The sequence below is a fragment of the Pseudomonas sp. MWU16-30322 genome (assembly GCF_020515535.1).
Taxonomy (GTDB): domain Bacteria; phylum Pseudomonadota; class Gammaproteobacteria; order Pseudomonadales; family Pseudomonadaceae; genus Aquipseudomonas; species Aquipseudomonas fluorescens_H.
Window position 1 is genome coordinate 199,187 of sequence record NZ_JAIWYL010000008.1, and the last position, 20,531, is coordinate 219,717.

General features: G+C 60.8%; 19 protein-coding genes and 1 riboswitch. Of the genes, 11 read left to right on the plus strand and 8 right to left on the minus strand.

The genetic code is table 11. From position 1 onward, the window contains the following. Window positions 1–19: 19 nt before the first annotated feature. The gene (gene ahcY, locus LCH64_RS18215) at window positions 20–1,429 is read right to left on the minus strand and encodes an adenosylhomocysteinase (protein WP_003229045.1); all 1,410 of its coding nucleotides are present in this window, start codon (window positions 1,427–1,429) and stop codon (window positions 20–22) included. A 23-nt stretch (window positions 1,430–1,452) separates the two neighbouring features. Further along, a riboswitch (S-adenosyl-L-homocysteine riboswitch) is annotated at window positions 1,453–1,551 on the minus strand. Between the two features lie 196 nt (window positions 1,552–1,747). On the opposite strand from ahcY, the gene LCH64_RS18220 reads away from it, so the two are divergent. Both LCH64_RS18220 and LCH64_RS18225 read left to right on the plus strand, forming a co-directional pair. Next, entirely contained in the window at window positions 1,748–2,155 is a 408-nt protein-coding gene (locus LCH64_RS18220) for a hotdog domain-containing protein (protein ID WP_275948736.1), read from the plus strand. Window positions 2,156–2,392: 237 nt separating this feature from the next. Then, a complete protein-coding gene (locus LCH64_RS18225) occupies window positions 2,393–3,292 on the plus strand; it encodes a formate/nitrite transporter family protein (RefSeq protein ID WP_226500920.1) in 900 nt (299 codons plus the stop codon). Here the strand turns inward: LCH64_RS18225 and LCH64_RS18230 are convergent, their stop codons facing one another. Next, window positions 3,293–4,558: a sodium:proton antiporter gene (locus tag LCH64_RS18230; RefSeq protein WP_064589608.1), complete on the minus strand. Its 1,266-nt coding sequence runs from the start codon at window positions 4,556–4,558 to the stop codon at window positions 3,293–3,295. It abuts the gene before it with no gap. Between the two features lie 157 nt (window positions 4,559–4,715). Between LCH64_RS18230 and LCH64_RS18235 the strand changes: the two genes are divergently transcribed. Next, the gene (locus tag LCH64_RS18235) at window positions 4,716–5,549 is read left to right on the plus strand and encodes an EamA family transporter (protein ID WP_226500921.1); all 834 of its coding nucleotides are present in this window, start codon (window positions 4,716–4,718) and stop codon (window positions 5,547–5,549) included. Between the two features lie 39 nt (window positions 5,550–5,588). Continuing rightward, window positions 5,589–5,972 carry an MAPEG family protein gene (locus tag LCH64_RS18240; protein ID WP_003229034.1) on the plus strand — a complete coding sequence of 128 codons (384 nt, stop codon included), beginning with the start codon at window positions 5,589–5,591 and terminating at the stop codon, window positions 5,970–5,972. Between the two features lie 140 nt (window positions 5,973–6,112). Here LCH64_RS18240 and LCH64_RS18245 read toward each other — a convergent pair whose 3' ends face one another. After that, window positions 6,113–7,297, minus strand: coding sequence for an MltA domain-containing protein (locus tag LCH64_RS18245; RefSeq protein WP_226500922.1), 1,185 nt, complete (start codon window positions 7,295–7,297; stop codon window positions 6,113–6,115). Between the two features lie 128 nt (window positions 7,298–7,425). On the opposite strand from LCH64_RS18245, the gene LCH64_RS18250 reads away from it, so the two are divergent. Next, entirely contained in the window at window positions 7,426–7,875 is a 450-nt protein-coding gene (locus LCH64_RS18250; protein WP_003229030.1) for a cytochrome c, read from the plus strand. 178 nt (window positions 7,876–8,053) lie between these two features. On the opposite strand, the gene LCH64_RS18255 is transcribed toward LCH64_RS18250, so the two are convergent. From LCH64_RS18255 to LCH64_RS18270, 4 genes are all read right to left on the minus strand, one after another. After that, a complete protein-coding gene (locus tag LCH64_RS18255) occupies window positions 8,054–8,449 on the minus strand; it encodes a DUF1090 domain-containing protein (protein ID WP_003229029.1) in 396 nt (131 codons plus the stop codon). A 95-nt stretch (window positions 8,450–8,544) separates the two neighbouring features. After that, window positions 8,545–10,221 (minus strand): NAD-dependent DNA ligase LigB, encoded by a 1,677-nt coding sequence (ligB, locus tag LCH64_RS18260; RefSeq protein WP_226500923.1) that lies wholly within the window; start codon window positions 10,219–10,221, stop codon window positions 8,545–8,547. Between the two features lie 234 nt (window positions 10,222–10,455). Further along, the gene (gene metK / locus LCH64_RS18265; RefSeq protein ID WP_103485198.1) at window positions 10,456–11,646 is read right to left on the minus strand and encodes a methionine adenosyltransferase; all 1,191 of its coding nucleotides are present in this window, start codon (window positions 11,644–11,646) and stop codon (window positions 10,456–10,458) included. A gap of 18 nt (window positions 11,647–11,664) precedes the next feature. Continuing rightward, window positions 11,665–12,660 (minus strand): metalloregulator ArsR/SmtB family transcription factor, encoded by a 996-nt coding sequence (locus LCH64_RS18270; protein WP_226500924.1) that lies wholly within the window; start codon window positions 12,658–12,660, stop codon window positions 11,665–11,667. A 258-nt stretch (window positions 12,661–12,918) separates the two neighbouring features. Between LCH64_RS18270 and tkt the strand changes: the two genes are divergently transcribed. The 6 genes from tkt (at window position 12,919) to fba (ending at window position 19,280) form a co-directional block, all read left to right on the plus strand. Further along, complete coding sequence (gene tkt / locus LCH64_RS18275) at window positions 12,919–14,916, plus strand: transketolase (RefSeq protein WP_226500925.1); 1,998 nt, start codon at window positions 12,919–12,921, stop codon at window positions 14,914–14,916. 152 nt (window positions 14,917–15,068) lie between these two features. Continuing rightward, a complete protein-coding gene (epd, locus tag LCH64_RS18280) occupies window positions 15,069–16,127 on the plus strand; it encodes an erythrose-4-phosphate dehydrogenase (protein ID WP_103485200.1) in 1,059 nt (352 codons plus the stop codon). Window positions 16,128–16,153: 26 nt separating this feature from the next. Then, complete coding sequence (locus LCH64_RS18285; RefSeq protein ID WP_226500926.1) at window positions 16,154–17,317, plus strand: phosphoglycerate kinase; 1,164 nt, start codon at window positions 16,154–16,156, stop codon at window positions 17,315–17,317. Window positions 17,318–17,351: 34 nt separating this feature from the next. Next, a complete protein-coding gene (locus tag LCH64_RS18290; protein ID WP_003229014.1) occupies window positions 17,352–17,573 on the plus strand; it encodes a hypothetical protein in 222 nt (73 codons plus the stop codon). A 57-nt stretch (window positions 17,574–17,630) separates the two neighbouring features. Further along, the gene (locus LCH64_RS18295; protein ID WP_064589596.1) at window positions 17,631–17,963 is read left to right on the plus strand and encodes an MliC family protein; all 333 of its coding nucleotides are present in this window, start codon (window positions 17,631–17,633) and stop codon (window positions 17,961–17,963) included. Between the two features lie 252 nt (window positions 17,964–18,215). Next, the gene (gene fba / locus LCH64_RS18300) at window positions 18,216–19,280 is read left to right on the plus strand and encodes a class II fructose-bisphosphate aldolase (protein WP_003229012.1); all 1,065 of its coding nucleotides are present in this window, start codon (window positions 18,216–18,218) and stop codon (window positions 19,278–19,280) included. A gap of 495 nt (window positions 19,281–19,775) precedes the next feature. Here the strand turns inward: fba and LCH64_RS18305 are convergent, their stop codons facing one another. Next, a complete protein-coding gene (locus LCH64_RS18305) occupies window positions 19,776–20,444 on the minus strand; it encodes a polysaccharide lyase family 7 protein (protein ID WP_226500927.1) in 669 nt (222 codons plus the stop codon). Window positions 20,445–20,531: the final 87 nt, after the last annotated feature.

A 20,531-nucleotide genomic window follows, 5' to 3' on the forward strand; every position in this document is an offset into this window, starting at 1 on the left:
GAGCAGGCCGCCGCGTCAATCAGTAGCGGTAAGCGTGCGGCTTGAACGGGCCTTCGACGGTGACGCCGATGTAGTCAGCCTGTTGCTTGGTCAGTTGAGTAACCACGCCGCCGAAGCCGCGAACCATTTCCAGGGCCACTTCTTCGTCGAGTTTCTTCGGCAGTACTTCAACGGTCAGACGCTTGGCTTTCTCGGCTGGCGACAGGTCGGCGTACTTCTGGCCGAACAGGAAGATCTGTGCCAGTACCTGGTTGGCGAACGAACCGTCCATGATGCGGCTCGGGTGACCGGTGGCGTTGCCCAGGTTCACCAGACGGCCTTCGGCCAGCAGGATCAGGTAGTCGTCGTTCTGTGCGTCGAAAGCGCCCGGGCCGGTACGGTGGATCTTGTGTACCTGTGGCTTCACTTCTTCCCATGCCCAGTTCTTGCGCATGAAAGCGGTGTCGATTTCGTTGTCGAAGTGACCGATGTTGCAGACAACAGCGCGCTTCTTCAGGGCTTTGAGCATGTTCGCGTCGCAAACATTGACGTTACCGGTGGTGGTCACGATCAGGTCGATCTTGCCCAGCAGCGCTTTGTCGATGCTTGCTTCGGTGCCGTCGTTGATACCGTCGATGAACGGCGAAACCAGTTCGAAACCGTCCATGCAGGCCTGCATGGCGCAGATCGGGTCAACTTCGGAAACCTTGACGATCATGCCTTCCTGACGCAGCGACTGAGCAGAGCCCTTGCCCACGTCACCGTAACCGATGACCAGCGCTTGCTTGCCGGACAGCAGGTGGTCGGTACCGCGCTTGATCGCATCGTTCAGGCTGTGACGGCAGCCATACTTGTTGTCGTTCTTGGACTTGGTCACCGAGTCGTTGACGTTGATCGCCGGGATCTTCAGCTCGCCCTTGGCCAGCATGTCCAGCAGGCGGTGAACGCCGGTGGTGGTTTCTTCGGTCACGCCGTGAACGCGGTCCAGCACCTGTGGGTACTTGTCGTGCAGCAGCTGAGTCAGGTCGCCGCCGTCGTCGAGGATCATGTTGGCGTCCCATGGCTGGCCATCCTTCAGGATGGTCTGCTCCAGGCACCACTCGTACTCTTCTTCAGTCTCGCCTTTCCAGGCGAAAACCGGGATGCCGGCGGCAGCGATGGACGCAGCGGCCTGATCCTGAGTCGAGAAAATGTTGCAGGACGACCAGCGTACTTCGGCACCCAGGGCAACCAGGGTTTCGATCAGAACGGCAGTCTGAATGGTCATGTGGATGCAGCCGAGGATTTTCGCGCCCTTGAGCGGCTGCTCGGAGGCGTACTTGCGGCGCAGACCCATCAGGGCCGGCATTTCCGATTCGGCGATGATGGTTTCGCGACGGCCCCAGGCGGCCAGGGACATATCGGCAACTTTGTAATCGTTAAAATCTGCAGGCGTGATAACAGCGCTCATGAAGAGCCTCCATTCGTAATGTATGCGAATGGGCGCCGTTGTGCGTTTAGTGTCCGGCCGTGGCCAGTCAACGCCCCATCCGAGCCTGACAGGTTGATCCTGCTGCAGCGCCCCTCGGACAGGTGGCGGGAAAACGGTAGCAGGTGAACGTTACCGTTTTGAAACGGGGGCGATTATAGCCGTCTAGACTGATCTTCCAAAGGGTTTCTGTCGGCCAAATGAAGATCGCTAATAGCGACCATAGTAGAAGGCTCATGGAGCATGACCGTCCGGTCTGCCAAGATGGCGCCATCTTTCGGCAAACGCTCAGGAGTGAACATGAATTTCCACACCCGCAAATGGGTAAAACCCGAAGACCTCAACCCCAATGGCACCCTGTTCGGCGGCAGCCTGCTGCGCTGGATCGACGAAGAAGCGGCGATCTACGCCATCGTCCAGTTGGGCAATCAGCGCGTGGTGACCAAGTACATTTCCGAGATCAACTTCGTCAGCGCCTCGCGCCAGGGCGACATCATCGAGCTGGGCATCACCGCCACCGAGTTCGGCCGCACCTCGATCACCCTGACCTGCGAAGTGCGTAACAAGATCACCCGCAAGAGCATCCTCACGGTCGAGAAGATGGTCTTCGTCAACCTTGGCGAGGATGGCCTGCCGGCCCCGCACGGGCGCACTGAAATCAAGTATGTGAAAGATCAGTCCAAGGAAGATGAACTCGTAACCAAGTGACATCGGCGGCGCGCCCTTCGCGAGCAAGCCCGCTCCCACAGGGTTGACACTGAACCTGTAGGAGCTGCCGCAGGCTGCGATCTTTTGATCTTGCTTTACATAAACAAAGTCAAAAGATCGCAGCCTGCGGCAGCTCCTACAGGGGCATGCGTAAAATCGGGGATTTGCGTGGCGCATACAGAACGTATTCCAGGCAAGAACGGTCGTAGCTAAAAGCCCCCACCCGGTTCCCACGCCATGACCACGCCTACAGACGGCAAGACCCCCAACCTCTCGACCGATGAACAACACGAAGTCGAGAAAAACCAGCCGCCCCGCGCGGCGGTTCTGCATGAAATCATCCGCACTCAAGGCGATCAGGAACTGGAGCGCAGCATCGCCGCGCTGTGGTGGTCGGCGCTCGCCGCCGGGCTGACCATGGGCCTGTCGCTGATGGGCATGGGCCTGCTCAATTCGCGCCTGCCCGAGGGCGAGGAATTCAAGGTGATCGCCAGTTTCGGCTACTGCGCGGGGTTCCTCGCGGTGATCCTCGCCCGCCAGCAACTGTTCACCGAAAACACCCTGACCGCCGTCCTCCCGGTGATGAGCAAACCGACCCTGGCCAATTTCGGCCGGCTGATCCGCCTGTGGGGCGTGGTCCTGTTCGGTAATTTGTGCGGGACGATTCTGGTGGCGTACGTGATGCTCGAGCTGCCGATCTTCGACGCCAAGACCGATCACGCCTTCCTTGAAATCGGCCGCAAGGTCATGGAAAACCACGCCAGCCAAATGTTCGCCAAGGGCATCGTTTCCGGCTGGATGATCGCCACCATGGTCTGGATGATCCCGTCCATGGAGAGCGCGAAGATGTGGATCATCATCCTCATCACCTACCTGATGGCGCTGGGCGATTTCACCCATATCGTGGTCGGTTCGGCGGAAGTGTCGTATCTGGTGTTTGCCGGCGAGCTGCCGTGGAGTGATTTCTGGATGGTGTTTGCCGGGCCGACGCTGGCGGGGAACATCATCGGCGGCAGTTTCATCTTCGCCCTGATCAGCCATGCGCAGATCCGCAGCGAGAGCGGCGCGCCGAAAGAAACTGGCAAAGAGTCTGCGGATCAGGCCAAGAAGCCCGATCCGCAGCAGATCAGAAAATGATCAGTGATGCGCGGGCTCGGCCGCTGTGGCCGGCTCGTCACGGGTGGCGTGCTTGACCAGTTTGCCGATGGTCAGACCCTGCAACAGGATCGACGACAGCACCACGATGTAGGTGATGCTCAGCAGCAGATCGCGCTCCGGGCCCAGCGGCAGGGCCAGCGCCAGTGCCACCGAGACACCACCGCGCAAACCGCCCCAGGTCAGGATGCGGATGGTGCCGCGCGGCACTGTGCGCCAACGGCGTAGTAGAACGATGGCCGGGGCCACGGTGAGCAGGCGCGACAGCAGAATCGCCAGCGCCAGCAGACTGGCCGCCGCCACGTGCGCCCAGTTGAACGGCAGCAGCAACAGCTCCATGCCGATCAGCGCGAACAGCAGAGCGTTGAGCATGTCATCGAGCAGCTCCCAGAAGCCGTCGAGGTACTTGCGGGTCATGTCGTTCATCGCCAGGTTGCGCCCCAGGTTACCGATGATCAGACCGGCGACCACCATCGCAATCGGCGCCGAGACGTGCAGCTCGGTGGCCATCGCCGAACCGCCGATCACCAGCGCCAGGGTCAGCATCACGGTGATCTGATGCTGCTGGACGCTTTTGATCATCCTGTACACCCCATAACCGATCAGCCCGCCGAACAACACGCCGCCAATGGCTTCGTGAACGAACAGCATCGCCGTGGCGCTGATCGTCGGTGTTTCACCCAATTGGGCGATACCCAGCAGCACGGTGAACACCACCACCGCCGTGCCGTCGTTGAACAGCGACTCGCCGACGATGGTGGTTTTCAGCGGCTTCGAAGCGTTGGCGGTGCGCAGGACGCCGAGCACCGCAATCGGGTCGGTCGGCGAAATCAGCGCGCCGAACAACAGGCAGTAGAGGAAGCTCACGTGCCAGCCGAACAGGGCAAAAATGTAATAGGCGAGGCTACCGATCACGACGGTCGCAATCAGCACGCCGAAAGTGGCCAGCAGGCCGATCGGCCAGCGATAGCTGCGCAGGTCGTTCAGGTTGACGTGCAGGGCGCCGGCGAACAGCAGAAACGACAGCATCCAGTTCATCAGCAGATCGCCGAAGTCGATCTGGCCGATCAGTTGCTGCACGCGTTCTTCGAGGCCGGGATAGCCGAGCAGGCTCAGGCCTTGCAGCAACAGGGAGAACATCAGCGCGGTGACCATCACGCCGATGGTCGGCGGCAGGCCGATGAAGCGGTAGTTGACGAAGGTGAGAAGGGTGGTGAGGCAGATGAATGCGGCTACGAGTTCAAGCATCCGGGCTCCTTTGGATGGGGGGTGGAAAGACAGCGCCCCGATTCTTCGGCGCAAAGGTTGGATGGGCTGATTCGGGGTGGGGACACAACTATGTCCCCTCGGTTGGTCGGCCGCGCACATTGGTGTAGGGTCAACAATAAAAATCAAGGAGTGGAACGTGCTGGCGACAGTTCTGGTGTTGATGGCGGCGCTGTTGCATGCGACGTGGAATACGCTGATCAAGTTCAGCGCCGAACGGCTGCTGGTGGTGGCGTGCATGGACACGGTGGCGCTGCTGTTTGTCGCCCTCGCATTTCCATTCATCAGCCTGCCGCCGGCGGAAATCTGGCCGTGGATTCTGGCTTCGGCGGCGTTCGAGTTGCTGTATCGCTATTTGCTGATTCAAGCCTATCGGGTCGGCGACCTCGGGTTGGTCTATCCGCTGATGCGCGGCTTGTCGCCGCTGGTGGTGCTGGCGTTGACCCTGATCTTCGCCGGCGAAGTGCTTACGGCGCAGCAGATCTTCGGGATCATGCTGATTCCGCTGGGCATGGCCTGCCTGCTCTGGCAGGGCGGCGGCGGCAAACATCTGCCGTGGTCGATGCTGCCGGTGGTGGCGCTGATCGGGTTGTGCATTGGCTGCTACACCTACATCGATGGCCAGGCCTTGCGGCGCTGGTCGCATCCACTGGATTACCTGGTCTGGGTCACGTTGCTCAGCGCCTGGCCGTTTCCGTTGCTGGCATGGGTGGCGAAACGCCCGGCATTTCTGTTGTTCTGGCGCGAGCAGTGGAAGTTGGGGCTGGCGGTCGGGTTCTGCGTGTTGTTCAGCTACGCTCTGGTGCTGTGGGCGATGCAGTTGGGCTCGATTGCCGAAGCGGCGGCGTTGCGCGAGATCAGCGTGATTCTGGTGGTGCTGTTCGGCATGCGTTACCTGAAAGAACCTTTCGGCAGACCGCGGCTCTTAGCCTGTGGGCTGGTGCTGATCGGCATGCTGGTGATGAAGTTCTGACCGCCCGCAATTCTCTATCACTCGAAGAAGGACGGCTTTATGACGGTGGCTCTGTGGTGCGTATTGATCGCGATTTTCCTGCCGTATGTGTGCACGATCGTGGCCAAGGCCAGCGGCGGTTTCAGGCTTCAGGACAACCATGATCCCCGGGACTTTCTCGAAAGTCTGAACGGCGTGGCCCGACGGGCGCATGCGGCGCAGTTGAACAGTTTCGAGGTGATGCCGGCGTTTGCGGCAGCGGTGATCGTTGCGCATCTGGTGGGCACGGCGCAGTTGGTGACGGTGAATGTGCTGGCGGTGATGTTCATCACCAGTCGCCTGCTGTACATCATCTGCTACCTGGCGGACTGGGCGATTCTGCGGTCGCTGGTGTGGTTTGTCGGGATGGGGCTGATTGCTGCGTTCTTCTTTGTGTCTGTCTGAATCTCGGGTGTTGCTGCTGGCCTCTTCGCGGGCAAGCCCGCTCCCACAGGTATCAATGGCGAGCACAAATCCTGTGTACACCAAAGAACCCTGTGGGAGCGGGCTTGCCCGCGAAGGCGATAGATCAGGCGCCGAGGCGCTTAAGGTTTGTCCTTCACCGTATCGGCGACTTGCGGCACTTGCGGCAACGCCGCACCTTTAGGCCAGAGCATCCAGATCTGTCCCTGCTGCTTCATGTCCCCGGCTAACTGCCCGGCCGCGTCGCCCGTGCCCCAGAACAGGTCCGCGCGCACCTCGCCGGCAATCGCGCCGCCAGTGTCCTGCGCCGCGACCGGGCGAACCAAAGCGGTGCCATCCGGGCGGGTGGTCGACAGCCACAGCAGGCTGCCCAACGGAATCACCTTGCGATCCACCGCTGCGCTGTAGCCGGCGGTCAGCGGCACATTGAGCGAGCCGCGCGGACCTTCGTTGCTGTCCGGGTTACGGGTGAAGAACACGTAGCTCGGGTTGCTGCCCAGCAGTTCCGGGATGCGCGACGGGTTGGCCTTGGCCCAGTTGCTGATCGCGCTCATGGTCACGTCTTCTTTCTTCAACTCGCCCTGTTCCACCAGCCAGCGGCCGATCGGTCGGTACGGGTGGCCGTTCTGGTCGGCGTAGGCGATGCGCAGTTGCTTGCCATCCGGCGTCTGAATCCGCCCCGAGCCCTGGATCTGCAAAAACTGCAGGTTCATCGGGTCGGTGAGGTACGCCACCACCGGCGCTTTTACGCCTTTGGATTCAATGGTCGCCGCGTCGTCGTAAGGCTTGAGCACCCGACCTTCAAGGCGGCCGCGCAAGCGCTTGCCCTTGAGTTCCGGATAAATACTGTCCAGCGAGACGATGATCATGTCTTCCGGCACGCCATACACCGGCACGTTGGCTACGTCGGTGGGCGTCAGGCCGCCGGGGTAGACCGGTTCGTAGTAACCGGTTATCAGACCGTTGGGGTTGTCATGCTCGGCGCGCAGGCCGAACACATCGAGGTTCTGCTTGAGGAACGCGCGGATCTCGTTGGCGCTCGGCGGCACGTTGGCCGCTGCGGCGCAGGTGCCGCCCCAGACCGGGTCGGCCTTGAGTCGGGTGCAGGCGCTGCGCCACGAGCCGAAACCGGCCACCAGATCGCTGTCGGACACCGCCGGCAGGGCTTCCCAGGTGGTGCTGGAATAAGTGGCCAAGGCGTGGGTTTTCGGTTTGGCATTGTCGCCGCCCGTACAGCCGGCAAGGATTGCCAGCAGCGGCAGGGTTGCGATCAGTGGGTGACGCCAGGCCTTGAAACGGCTGTTCATGGAGTGATTCCTGTGCCGGTTGCCCAAGTGCTCCATGCGCTCGGGCAACCCGTATTTTTAATAGGGCTATTGGTGTTTGTCGGCGACGCGAGGATACTGGCCGCCGAATTCCGTGACTTGAAGCCACCATGACTCTTAAAAGAATTTCTGTTGTATTGCTGGCCTGTCTGACCTTGTCCGCCTGTGGCGGTGTCGATCCGAATTCTCCGCTGGGGCAACGCAAAGCGATCTTCAAGCAGATGCTCAAGACCGGCGAAGACCTGGGCGGCATGTTGCGCGGACGCATTCCGTTCGACGGGCCGAAATTCACCGAGGGTGCAGTGAAGCTCGACGCGCTGTCCCATGAGCCGTGGAAGCATTTCCCGCAGGTGCGTGAGGAAGATCACACCAGCGCCAAGGACGATGTCTGGTCGCGTCAGGCACGCTTTCAGGAACTGGCCCGCAACCTTGAGGCCGCCACCGGTGAGCTGGTGACCGCCAGCAAGGTTCAGCCGTACAAGGCCAGTAACCTCGGGCCGGCGGTGCAGAAGGTTGAAGATGCCTGCAGCGCTTGCCATAAAGAGTTTCGGGATCATTGATTGTCTGAGACTGCTGGAAAACTGTGGCGAGGGAGCTTGCTCCCGCTGGGCCGCGAAGCGGCCCCAACCCCATTCAATCGCGCTGTAACAGACTCAACTCGATTGAATGGGTTTACGACGGCTGCGCCGCCGAGCGGGAGCAAGCTCCCTCGCCACAGGACATCGCCTTCAATACGGGTTACTTGTCGATCTGGTCCAGCGCGTCCTGCAGTTCTTTGCGCGACTCGGCGAGCTTGTTCTTGCGCTTGTCGATCTTCTCCGGATCGCCTTTCTTCATCGCCTTGTCGAGATCAGCCTGGCGCTTGCTCACTTCGTGCTTGGCTTCCAGCACCTTGTTTTCGCGTTCTTTCTTCAGGCCGGCATCGGTGCAGTTCTTCGTCACTTCATCCAGGGCGGTTTGCAGGCCGGCCTGCTGATCGGTGTTGCCCCGGGACTTGGCCTGTTCGAGCTGATTGATGATGCCCTGCTTCTTGGCGGCGCAACCGGTCAGGCCCGGTGCATCTTCGTCGGCCATCACAGGCGCGGCCAGGACGCCACAGAGAGTCAGCAAGGCGAGCGGTGCAAGAAATTTCATAAAAGCTCCATGTGCAAAGGCAGTCGGGTTGGGGGCACTGCGCTGTTTGAGCGTCTGACGGCCCTTGGGTTCCCGGCTGGCGGGGGATTGCGTGATCAGAAACCGTCGATTCCGGCGGCGCGTAATGTTTCACTCAGGGCCAGCACCTGCGGGTCGCGGAAGAATGCGCTCAATTGCGCCGCGCGGCCCGGGCCGATTCCGGCTTGTGCCTGCCATTGTTCGGTGTCGCGTTGCGCCAGCGCCTGCCACGAGTCGGCCAGTCGGGCCTGACCTGTCGGCGGCATGCCCAACGCTTTGAGCCACTGGGCGAACGGCCGTTGCCGGGCGCTGTGAAAGCTGTTGATCAGGCGTGCGCTGCTGCGTTCGCCGAAGCCGGCAATGTTAGCAAGCTCTGGCTCATCAAGGGTTAACCAATCCAGCAGGTTGTTCAGGCGGCCTGTTTCCAGAAGTTTCTCCCAGGTGCCGCGCCCGACATTCTGCAGCGCCAGTCCTTGTTTGCCACTGAGCCAGGTCAGTCGAGCGAGAAACTGGCTTTTGCATTCCGGCGTCGGTTGCCAGCAGCTCAGGGCATGAAAGTCGCGGGCGTCGGGGATCTCCAGATCGACGCGTTCGACACTGCGCAGCACCACACTGTCGAGTCGCGGAATGGTCAGTCCGGCCAGGCTGATGGCAACCTGATCGCCGGGACGAATGTCCAGTTCCTGCCAGCGCTTCAGCGAGCTGACGCTGACACGTTTGATCTGACGGTCATCGAGGGCAACGGGCTTCAGTTCCAGAACGGGGCTGATACGCCCGGTGCGACCGACTTTGAAATTGACTTTGCGCACCTGTGCCAAGGCCAGCGCGAACGGATATTTCCAGGCGATGGCCCAGTAGGGCGAGCGCGCCTGCCAGCGTTCGGCGGGAGGCCTCTGGCTTTGGCGCAGAACGATCCCGTCCGTGGCGAACGGCAGGGGTGAGCGATACCAGTGTTCGCGCCATGTCTGAGCCTCGGCGAAATGGCTGATCGGCTGGCTGTAAGGTGCGGTCGTGGCGAAGCCCAATGTCGCCAGCATGGAAATTCGATCCGGCAGTTCGATCGGCCCTTGCGGCCAGTCCCAGACGAACAGGCCGACCCCGGCCGCTTGTTCGGCACTCAAGGTTTTGCGCGCCATAAGGCCGGCAACGGTCGCACGGGCGTTGACGCTGCCGGAACTGGCCTGAACATGCTTGTCCAGGCGCCAATAGAGTTCGCCCTGGACCAGCAGATCCACCGGGCGTGTCAAGCGTTGGGGAATGGCGCTGATCTTCTGCGCGGAAGGAGTCCAATCATGACCGTTGACTCCGTCGCCACGACTGATCGCCTGCCGCAAGACGCCACCGCTATAGATCAGCGTCACGGCAACGCCATCCACTTTGGGTTGTACCCAGACATCCTTTCGATCCCGCAGCCAGGTTTCAATGGCCGATGCCTCGTGAATCTTGTCCAGGCCAGTGTGGGCGATCGGATGCGCGACGGAGCCTGATGCTGTGCGCAAAGGGGCGGGCGCCGAGTGCCGCGCGAAGCACTGGCGCCATTCGATGAGTCGCAAGCGCGATTGATCGTAGAGCTCGTCGGCAATCAGCGAGCGGCCTTCGCGGTGGTAGGCGTCGTCCCATTGATCGATCTGCTTTTGCAGGGCCGAGACTTCAATTTGCGCCTTGCTGGCTGACCAGTCCGGGCAGGCTGCGTAAGCGATCAGATGGGTGAAGCTCAGTAGAAGCGTTGAAAGCAGGCGCAGCGTGACAAGCATTTTGAGCGTCCTTGCTCAGGGGCAATGCTTGAAGGCTAGGTGAGGATTCAGAGACGCACCGGGTGGGTGTTTTGCATGGTGTTTCCATGCTCAAACTCGGGTTGCCGGGACTGGCCTCTTCGCGGGCAAGCCCGCTCCCACAGGGTTCTTGATTGATATTGGAATGGTATTTCAGGCATGAAAAAGCCCCGCAGGGCGCGAACCGTGCGGGGCTTTTTGTGCAGCCGGGAAGGCTTACAGACCAGCGGCAGAACGCAGAGCGTCGGCGCGGTCGGTTTTTTCCCAGGTGAAGGTGGTGAAGGTGTCTTCGCCAACCGTCTTGGTCTGCGGAGCACGACCGAAGTGGCCGTAGGCTGCAGTTTCCTTGTACATCGGGTGCAGCAGATCGAGCATGGTGGTGATCGCGTATGGACGCAGGTCGAACACTTCACGCACCAGTTTGATGATCTTGTCATCGCTGATCTTGCCGGTACCGAAGGTGTTCAGCGAGATCGAAGTCGGTTGAGCGACACCGATGGCGTAGGACACCTGGATCTCGCAACGCTCGGCCAGGCCGGCCGCGACGATGTTCTTGGCAACGTAACGGCCAGCGTAGGCAGCCGAACGGTCAACCTTCGATGGATCTTTACCGGAGAACGCGCCACCGCCGTGACGGGCCATGCCGCCGTAGCTGTCGACGATGATCTTGCGACCGGTCAGACCGCAGTCACCTACCGGGCCGCCAATGATGAACTGGCCGGTCGGGTTGATGTGGAACTGGGTGTCCTTGCTCAGCAGTTCGGCAGGCAGTACGTGCTTGACGATCAGCTCCATCACGCCTTCGCGCAGGTCTTTGTACGACACTTCAGGGTTGTGCTGGGTCGACAGTACAACGGCGTCGATACCGACCACCTTGCCGCCTTCGTAACGGCAGGTCACTTGCGACTTGGCGTCCGGACGCAGCCACGGCAGCAGACCCGATTTGCGGGCTTCGGCCTGACGCTGCACCAGCTGGTGCGAGAAGGTGATCGGCGCCGGCATCAAAACGTCGGTCTCGTTGCTGGCGTAGCCGAACATCAGGCCCTGGTCGCCGGCGCCCTGATCTTCAGGCTTGGCACGGTCAACACCCTGGTTGATGTCTGGGGACTGCTTGCCGATGATGTTCATCACGCCGCAGGTAGCGCCGTCGAAGCCGACTTCGGAGCTGGTGTAGCCGATGTCGCAGATCACGTCACGAACGATCTGCTCCAGGTCGACCCAGGCGCTGGTGGTCACTTCACCGGCGACGATGGCTACGCCGGTCTTGACCAGGGTTTCCACGGCAACGCGTGCGTGTTTGTCCTGGGCGATAATGGCGTCCAGCACCGCATCGGAAATCTGGTCGGCGATTTTGTCCGGATGCCCTTCGGACACGGACTCGGAGGTGAAGAGGGAGTATTCGCTCATCTCGATGTTTTCCTGAATTTACCGATGGTGAGTGTCGCCAGCCGGTCGCTGAAAGTGGCGAACCTGGATCTGGAAACCATTACGTAAGCCTACATAGAGGCTGTCCCCGGGAACGAGTCCCGCAGCGGTGGCCCAACGGGCCAAATCGTCCTGTTCAAACCCCAACCACAGATCACCGCAGGCCTCCCTGGCCCAACTCTGGTTGTGGCTACATAACTCTGTCACGAGCAGGCTACCGCCCGGTTGCAGCAGGCCGGCCATGTGCTTGAGCGCTTCGGCCGGCGCGGCGAAATGGTGCAACACCATGTTCAGTACCACGCAATCGGCCTGAAGGCTGGAGCCATTCAATGCATCGGCCAATTGCAGGCTGACGTTAGCCAGCTGTTCACGTTCACATACCTGACGCGCCAGTTCGAGCATCGCCGGGCTGTTGTCCAGCGCGGTTACGGTGCCGAAGCGACGGGCCAGTTCCGGCAGAAAAGCACCATCGCCGGGGCCGACTTCAATGGCCGTGGCAGCACCATTGAAGTTCAGTTTGTCGAGCAGGGCCAGCACGCTGTCGCGGTACTGCGGCAGGCCTGCGATCAAGTCTTGCTGGGCGCGAAATTTCTCTGCGACCCGAGCGAAAAATTCCTGGCTGGCCGCTTCACGTTGCCCGTGAACCTGGGCGATACGCGCTTGCACGTCCTCTGGCAGCGCCAGGTTGTCGACTTCTTCTAACAACGCTGCGTGCAGTTTACCGCCCAGCAATTCGGTGTGAGGCAGGGCGCGACGATAGAAAATCGCGTTGCCTTCGCGGCGCGTTGCCACCAGATCGGCCTGGGCCAGAACCTTCAGGTGATGGCTCATGCCGGACTGACCGATACCGAAAATCTGCGCCAGCTCCAGTACACCGAACGAATCGTTGGCCAGCGCGCGCAGTACATTCAGGCGCAGCGGGTCGCCACCGGCCTTGCACAGGGCCGCCAGCTCGTCGCAGTCGTCATGGCGAATGGAAGGCACGCGTAAGTTCATAGGGCCAGCAGTCTAGTGACGGCGGGAAATCGCCGCAAGGGCAATATCAAAAAGTTTTGATATTGCACGATAGATGGCACTTCTCACTGGCTGGTTAGCTCTACAAACGAACAGCGGAAAGGTTTCACCAGGCGAATCCACTGTTAACCATGGGAAAAACGCCTCCGTATGACTATCTGTCATTGCCCCGAGGCGCTCCGGTGAGGGAAAATGCCCTCCTTTTTTCCGTTTCAATTATTCACACCCAGGAGATCAGCGATGCCTAGCCGTCGTGAGCGTGCCAACGCCATTCGTGCCCTCAGCATGGATGCCGTGCAAAAAGCCAACAGCGGCCATCCCGGTGCCCCCATGGGTATGGCAGATATCGCCGAAGTACTTTGGCGCGACTACCTCAAGCACAACCCGAGCAACCCGTCGTTCGCCGACCGTGACCGCTTCGTGCTGTCCAACGGCCACGGCTCGATGTTGATCTACTCGCTGCTGCACCTGACCGGTTACGACCTGTCGATCGACGACCTCAAGCAGTTCCGTCAGCTGCACAGCCGCACCCCGGGTCACCCGGAATTCGGCTACACCCCGGGCGTCGAGACCACCACCGGCCCGCTGGGTCAGGGTCTGGCCAACGCTGTGGGTTTTGCCCTGGCAGAAAAAGTGCTGGCCGCGCAGTTCAACCGTCCTGGCCACGACATCGTGGATCACCACACCTACGTGTTCCTCGGTGATGGCTGCATGATGGAAGGCATTTCCCACGAAGTCGCTTCCCTGGCCGGTACCCTGGGCCTGGGCAAGCTGATCGCCTTCTACGATGACAACGGCATCTCCATCGACGGCGAAGTCGAGGGCTGGTTCACCGACGACACCCCGAAGCGTTTCGAAGCCTACAACTGGCAGGTGATCCGCAACGTCGACGGTCACGATCCGGAAGAGATCAAGACCGCCATCGAAACCGCGCGCAAGAGCCCGCTGCCGACCCTGATCTGCTGCAAGACCACCATCGGTTTCGGTTCGCCGAACAAGCAGGGCAAGGAAGATTGCCACGGCGCGCCACTGGGCGACGCCGAAATCGCCCTGACCCGCAAGGCGCTGAACTGGAACTACGGCCCGTTCGAAATCCCGGCCGACATCTATGCCGAGTGGGATGCCAAGGAAAAAGGTCGCGCCGCCGAAGCCGAGTGGGATCAGCGTTTCGCTGCTTACTCCGCGGCGTTCCCGACCGAAGCCAACGAGCTGATTCGTCGTCTGAGCGGCGAACTGCCGGCTGACTTCGCTGAAAAAGCCTCGGCCTACATCGCTGAAGTGGCTGCCAAGGGCGAAACCATCGCCAGCCGTAAAGCCAGCCAGAACACCCTGAACGCGTTCGGCCCGCTGCTGCCGGAACTGCTCGGCGGTTCGGCTGACCTGGCCGGTTCCAACCTGACCCTGTGGAAAGGTTGCAAAGGCGTCAGCGCTGAAGACGCCAGCGGCAACTACATGTACTACGGCGTGCGCGAATTCGGCATGACCGCGATCATGAACGGCGTGTCCCTGCACGGCGGCCTGGTGCCTTACGGCGCGACCTTCCTGATGTTCATGGAATACGCGCGCAACGCAGTGCGCATGTCGGCGCTGATGAAGAAGCGTGTGATTCACGTCTACACCCACGACTCCATCGGTCTGGGCGAAGACGGCCCGACGCACCAGCCGATCGAGCAACTGACCAGCCTGCGTACCACACCGAACCTCGACACCTGGCGTCCAGCCGACGCCGTGGAATCGGCGGTGGCCTGGAAAAACGCTCTGGAACGTAAAGACGGCCCATCGGCGCTGATCTTCTCGCGTCAGAACCTGCAGCACCAGGAACGCGATGCCGGCCAGATCGCCGACATCAGCCGCGGTGGCTACGTATTGAAGGACTGCGCAGGCGAGCCTGAGCTGATCCTGATCTCCACCGGTTCGGAAGTCGGCCTGGCCGTTCAGGCCTACGACAAGCTGACCGAGCAGGGCCGCAAGGTGCGCGTGGTTTCCATGCCTTGCACCAGCGTGTTCGACGCTCAGGACGCTGGCTACAAGCAATCGGTTCTGCCGCTGCAGGTCAGCGCCCGTATCGCGATCGAAGCGGCTCACGCCGACTTCTGGTTCAAGTATGTGGGTCTGGAAGGTCGCGTGATCGGCATGACCACCTACGGCGAATCGGCTCCGGCTTCGGCACTGTTCGAAGAGTTCGGCTTCACCCTGGAAAACATCCTGGGTCAGGCTGAAGAACTGCTGGAAGACTAAGTCCGACAGTTGTGTTGTCCGGGCTGACGCCATCGCGAGCAGGCTCACTCCTACAGGGTTGTACGTTGCCCATGTAGGAGTGAGCCTGCTCGCGATAGCGTCGATTCAGACAATAAAGAGCTTTCTGATTCACCACGGTAATCGAGAACCCCATGCCTCAACCGCGTCCCTACAAAGTTGCACTCAACGGCTACGGCCGGATTGGTCGTTGCGTCTTGCGTGCATTGTTTGAGCGAGGGGCGAAGGCAGGGTTTGAAATTGTCGCGATCAACGATCTGGCGGACATGGCCAGCATCGAATACCTGACACGCTTCGACTCCACCCACGGCCGCTTTCCCGGCGAAGTGCGAGTAGAAGGCGATTGTCTGCATATTAATGGCGACTGCGTGAAGGTCTTGCGCAGTGCCACCCCCGAAGGCATCGATTGGGCCGCTCTTGGCGTCGATCTGGTGCTGGAGTGCTCTGGCGCCTATCACACCCGTGAAGACGGCCAGCGTTTCCTCGACGCCGGCGCGCCACGCGTGCTGTTCTCGCAGCCGATGGCCAGCGAGGCGGATGTCGACGCCACCATCGTCTACGGCGTCAATCAGGATTGCCTGACCGGCGCCGAACTGCTGGTGTCCAACGCCTCCTGCACCACCAACTGCGGCGTGCCGCTGTTGCGTCTGCTGGACAAGGCGATTGGCCTGGATTACGTGTCGATCACCACGATTCACTCGGCGATGAACGATCAGCCGGTGATCGACGCCTATCACCACGAAGACCTGCGCCGCACCCGTTCGGCGTTCCAGTCGGTGATCCCGGTGTCCACCGGTCTGGCGCGTGGCATCGAGCGCCTGCTGCCGGAACTTGCCGGGCGAATTCAGGCCAAAGCCGTACGCGTGCCGACGGTTAACGTGTCCTGCCTCGACATCACGATGCAGACCGCCACCGCGACCGACGCGAACGAGGTCAACCGGATCCTGCGCGAGGCCGCCACCAATGGCCCGCTCAAAGGTCTGCTGGCCTACACCGAGTTGCCGCATGCCAGCTGTGATTTCAACCATGACCCACATTCGGCCATCGTCGATGCCAGTCAGACCCGTGTTTCCGGCCCGAAGCTGGTGAACATCCTGGCCTGGTTCGACAACGAATGGGGTTTTGCCAACCGAATGCTGGACGTTGCAGAACACTATCTGCAAACAGCGATTTCAAAAAAACCTGCTCTCTAAGAACAGCTACTCAGGAAGTGCGACCCATGACCGTGTTGAAGATGTCCGACCTCGATCTGCAAGGTAAGCGCGTATTGATCCGCGAAGACCTCAACGTCCCAGTCAAGGACGGTGTTGTCACCAGCGATGCGCGTATCCTGGCTTCGCTGCCGACCATCAAGCTGGCCCTGGAAAAAGGCGCGGCGGTGATGGTGTGTTCGCACCTGGGCCGTCCGACCGAAGGCGAGTTCTCCGCCGAGAACAGCCTCAAGCCAGTCGCCGACTACCTGAGCAAGGCCCTGGGCCGCGAAGTGCCGCTGGTGGCCGATTACCTGGGCGGCGTTGACGTCAAGGCCGGCGACATCGTGCTGTTCGAAAACGTACGCTTCAACAAGGGCGAGAAAAAGAACGCCGACGACCTGGCCCAGCAATACGCCGCCCTGTGCGACGTGTTCGTGATGGACGCCTTCGGCACCGCGCACCGCGCCGAGGGTTCGACCCACGGCGTGGCCAAGTTCGCCAAAGTCGCCGCTGCCGGCCCGCTGCTGGCCGCTGAGCTGGACGCACTGGGCAAGGCGCTGGGCGCACCGGCCAAGCCAATGGCTGCGATCGTTGCCGGCTCCAAGGTGTCGACCAAACTTGACGTACTCAACAGCCTGAGCCAGATCTGCGATCAACTGATCGTCGGTGGCGGCATCGCCAACACCTTCCTCGCTGCCGCCGGTCACCCGGTCGGCAAGTCGCTGTACGAGCCGGACCTGCTGGACACCGCACGCGCCATCGCCGCCAAGGTCAGCGTGCCGCTGCCGGTGGACGTGGTCGTCGCCAAGGAATTCGCGGAAAGCGCCGAAGCCACCGTCAAGCTGATCGCTGACGTGGCTGCTGACGACATGATTCTGGACATCGGCCCGCAGACCGCGGCCAACTTCGCCGAACTGCTGAAATCGTCGAAAACCATCCTGTGGAACGGCCCGGTCGGCGTGTTCGAATTCGACCAGTTCGGCAACGGCACCAAAATGCTGGCCCAGGCCATCGCTGACAGCGCGGCGTTCTCCATTGCCGGCGGTGGCGACACCCTGGCGGCCATCGATAAATATGGCGTGGCTGAGCAAATCTCCTACATTTCCACCGGTGGTGGCGCGTTCCTCGAATTCGTCGAAGGCAAGGTGCTGCCGGCCGTTGAAGTTCTGGAAAGCCGGGCCAAGGCCTGAGGCCGCCCGTTTGGCCAGGCAAAGGAGTGGTTACATGGTCAAGTCGTTAGTGCTGTTGTTGCTGACCGGTACATTGGCGGCCTGCGGGAGTAACCCTAAGGCCGAGGCGACACCTGCGCCGGATGCGGTGCAGAAAGGCTGCTACCAGGCCGACTGGCAGGCCGAAACCAACCCGGTGCTGAACAAGCGCTCGGGGCCGGACGGCCTGGACAAGTACGAGACGCAAACCCCGGCCAAGGAACATGGTTGTCCTTGACCGGTCTGACTCTTTAACTCAGGACTGGCGGCGTGCGCCGTCAGTCGAGGAACACGGATGAAAGGCTTGATCGCCATTGCGGCGTTGGCATTGTTGGGCGGTTGCGCGCAGATGAATCTGTTTCAGTCGTCCGCCCCTGCTGACAACTGGACGACATGGACCTGCGACAGCCAGGCCAAAGTGCTGTGGCGCTACACCGATGCCAGCCAGAAGGAAGTCGATGTTCGACTGGGCGGCGGCGATCAGGTCTATCGCCTGAAAGAAGAACCGGGCGCCTCGGGCGTGCTGTACAGCGACGGCATGCTGGCGTTTCACGTCAAGGGTGATGAAGGCCTTGTGTACTGGGTCGCCACCAATGACCTGATCGGTCGCGGCTGCAAGGCGCAGTAATTGACACACCGCAGGCCCATTGTAGGAGTGAGCCTGCTCGCGATAGCGGTATGACAGTCGCTGCAGTACTGGCTGCAGGATTGCTTTCGCGAGCAGGCTCGCTCCTACAGGGGATCTGTGCAGTTCTCAGGATTTTGCTTTATCGAATCACCAGACCGGGCTTCGACCCCCGATCTGCAATCACTTGAATAGCCGCCGCCGCTCCGGCAGGCTGGCACGATTAACGACCCTCAACCGGGAGAGACACACACAATGGCACTTATCAGCATGCGCCAGATGCTGGACCACGCAGCCGAGTTCGGCTACGGCGTTCCAGCCTTCAACGTCAACAACCTTGAGCAGATGCGCGCCATCATGGAAGCCGCTGACAAGACTGACTCCCCGGTGATCGTCCAGGCTTCGGCCGGCGCTCGCAAATACGCCGGCGCGCCATTCCTGCGTCACCTGATCCTGGCCGCGATCGAAGAATTCCCGCACATCCCGGTGTGCATGCACCAGGACCACGGCACCAGCCCTGACGTCTGCCAGCGCTCGATTCAACTGGGCTTCAGCTCGGTGATGATGGACGGCTCCCTCGGCGAAGACGGCAAGACCCCGACCGACTACGAATACAACGTCCGCGTGACCCAGCAGACCGTGGCCATGGCTCACGCCTGCGGCGTTTCGGTTGAAGGCGAGCTGGGCTGCCTGGGTTCGCTGGAAACTGGCATGGCCGGTGAAGAAGACGGCATCGGCGCTGAAGGCGTTCTGGATCACAGCCAGATGCTGACCGACCCGGAAGAAGCCGCTGATTTCGTCAAGAAGACTCAGGTCGATGCCCTGGCTATCGCCATCGGCACCAGCCACGGCGCCTACAAGTTCACCAAGCCACCTACCGGCGACGTACTGGCGATCGACCGCATCAAGGAAATCCACAAACGCATCCCGAACACCCACCTGGTGATGCACGGTTCCTCTTCGGTTCCGCAAGAGTGGCTGGCGATCATCAACCAGTACGGCGGCGACATCAAAGAAACCTACGGCGTACCGGTTGAAGAAATCGTCGAAGGCATCAAGTACGGCGTACGCAAGGTCAACATCGACACCGACCTGCGCCTGGCATCCACCGGCGCCATGCGTCGCCTGATGGCCACCAACCCGAGCGAATTCGACCCACGTAAATTCTTCGGCGCGACCGTGACGGCGATGCGTGACGTGTGTATCGCTCGTTATGAAGCGTTCGGTACTGCCGGTAATGCTTCGAAGATCAAGCCGATCTCGCTGGAAGCGATGTTCCAGCGTTATCTGAAAGGTGAGTTGAACGCGAAGGTTAACTAAGCCTTAGCTTGAACCGCTGATACAAGAAACCCGCCGAGAGGCGGGTTTTTTATGGGCGTAATTAAACAAATTTGGGGTTGAGGGATTCGTAGGGGAGGCTGGATCTGTGTCTAGCGGGTGTGGTGTTGATCTGGTCATGTTTCGTCTCCGGTAAATGGAGCCGACACCGGATCGCTACTAAACGAAGGGGTGGTAGCTGAACGCAGGTTAGTAGACCGGGGAGACGCGACCGGCGCGCCCGAAGGCGCCCTGCGCACAAGCCGGCGGATTCTGGCGTAGCCATAGGTATCCACGCAAGTTGTTGTAGGCATCGGGAAGTAACCGCCGAGCGATCTAAACAACACCGTTTAAAGGATGTCCGACTGGCAATAAACAACACTGTGGCGAGGGAGCTTGCTCCCGCTGGACTGCGCAGCAGGCCTTGCTTTTTTAGGGCCGCTGCGCGCCCCAGCGGGAGCAAGCTCCCTCGCCACAGGGATTTGTGCCAATGAAGCGTTATTTATCGTGATCAATATCCAGCTTGGTAAATGTCACCTGCCCACCCTCACTGGTATACCCGGTGTTGTCCTGCACATACACGCCGGCCTTGAAGTACAGCGGCTTATTCCGCCAGGTTGCGCTGATCTGTGAATCCCACTGGTAACCCGCTGCGCTCACGCCGAGCGCACCGCCGGGACTGAGGTGGATGAGGTAGTTGAATTCGTTGTCCAGCTTGATACCGGTCGCCAGGGTGATGACACGGCTTTCGTCATCGTCCGGGTGCATGCGGACCTTGATCACCAGGTTGCCGGTCTGGGTCTTTTCCTTGTACTGGTATTCGAGTTTGACCATCGGCTTCTGGCTTTCATAGGCGTGGATCTGGCCGATGACGATCTTGCCGGAGCTGGGCACCTTGTTCACCGCGAGGGTCGCGCGCAGGGTGTTGTCGGCGTCCGGGTAGTACCAGTTGCGCAGGGTGCCGTTGCTGAAGGTTTCGCGCAGTTCGGTGCGCGGGTAGATGGCGTTTTCGGTTTTTGACCCGGTGACCGGGGACCAGAAAAACAGCGTGCCGGTGTCGGAATGGAAGTACTGATCCTTGAAGCCATTCACCAGTTTGGAGGTTTCGACGGTGTACGGCGGATTGCCGACGGGAACGCTGAGGTTCCAGGTTGCGAGATCGATCATGTCGGTTCTTCCACTCAATTCATCCTGAACGCGAGTGCCAGAAGCTCTAGCCCGCGCCTTTTCGGGCGGCAGTTATAAGCGTAGAGG